The organism is Nocardia sp. NPDC059154, from assembly GCF_042755705.1.
GTDB lineage: Bacteria > Actinomycetota > Actinomycetes > Mycobacteriales > Mycobacteriaceae > Nocardia.
The window spans coordinates 49,337-50,491 of record NZ_JBHZCS010000073.1 but is presented as its reverse complement, the minus strand read 5'-3'; the positions used below and the strand labels follow the sequence as shown (position 1 = coordinate 50,491).

2 protein-coding genes are annotated in these 1,155 nt (G+C 68.2%); one reads left to right on the top strand and one right to left on the bottom strand.

Features of this window, described 5'->3' with window-relative positions:
* Positions 1 to 82: 82 nt before the first annotated feature.
* Entirely contained in the window at positions 83 to 433 is a 351-nt protein-coding gene (locus ACFXN1_RS41775) for a hypothetical protein (protein ID WP_379380628.1), read from the bottom strand.
* A gap of 189 nt (positions 434 to 622) precedes the next feature.
* On the opposite strand from ACFXN1_RS41775, the gene ACFXN1_RS41770 reads away from it, so the two are divergent.
* Positions 623 to 1,155 (top strand): glycosyltransferase family 9 protein (locus tag ACFXN1_RS41770; protein WP_379463891.1); only part of this gene is annotated, 533 nt, incomplete at its 3' end.

Genomic DNA, 1,155 nt, shown 5'->3' with positions numbered 1-1,155 from the left:
GTGCACTCGTGCACCCTGTGCGGCATCACCTTTCACGCAGGAAAACGCTATGCGGTTGTCGCGCTCACGGTTTCGCGCCCGCTCACTTCCACAGCGCCGCGATGAAGACGTTCAGGATCGCCAGCCCGCCCGCCGCATGGGTCATCCACGCCACCTCCTTGCCGCGCTTGGCGTCCGCGCGACCCATCTCGGCGAAGGCCGCAACCAGCACCGCCACCACGAGTTTGGTGATCATCTTCGCCATATCGGGGTCCTTGCCCAGCGAATGGATCGACTCGGCCATGCCGAGCAGGATCACCCCGGTGAGGATCTGCACACGCGCGCCCCACACCATCAGCTCCGACACCCGCGGCTGGGAGGCGACATACCCGCCGACCACCGCCGCCATACCGAGCAGATGAGCCGTGACCATGAGGTTGTAGACGACCGTCATGACTGCACACGGTAATCCATCCACCCGCGACAACGACAGCCGGTAGTAACAGCGGTTTTCCGCCATCGTGCGGACCGGTCCCCAGGGTTTCACCCCCGCGCGGGCCGGGTAGTCCTCACGCAATGGTCCCCGCACGTCCGGTGGCGGACCACAGCTTCGTGGGCAGCGTGGCCGGCTAGGAGAATTCAGGTGGCGGTTGTACTAGTGCTGCGAGCACGCGGATTGGGTGATCTGCTCACCGCCGTTCCCGCGCTGCGCGCCCTGCGCCGGGCCCGGCCCGGCGACCACATCGCACTGGCAGCACCCCATCGCCTGAAACCCATCGTCGACCTCATCGCCTCCGTCGACGAAATGGTCCCGGTCTACGACACCGTCGGACTGCGCTGGGACGGCGAGTCACCGGCCCTGGCCGTCAACCTCGACGGCGCCGAGGGCATCGCCGAACTCTCCCGCACCAAGCCCGAACGCATTCTCACCTACCGCAATCCGGCCTTCCCCGACCTGCCCGGCCCGGAATGGCAGCCCGAGATGCACGACGTGGACCGCTGGTGCCATCTGCTCGAATTCGACGGCATCGCCGCCGACCGCCGCAACCTCGGCCTGGTGCCGCCGGTGGCCAGCACCAGCCACCGCAACGCCGTGGTCGTGCACATCGGGGCCGGCGCGACCGCCCGGCGCTGGCCGGCCGACCGGTTCGCCGCCGTGGTCCGGCATCTGCTGGT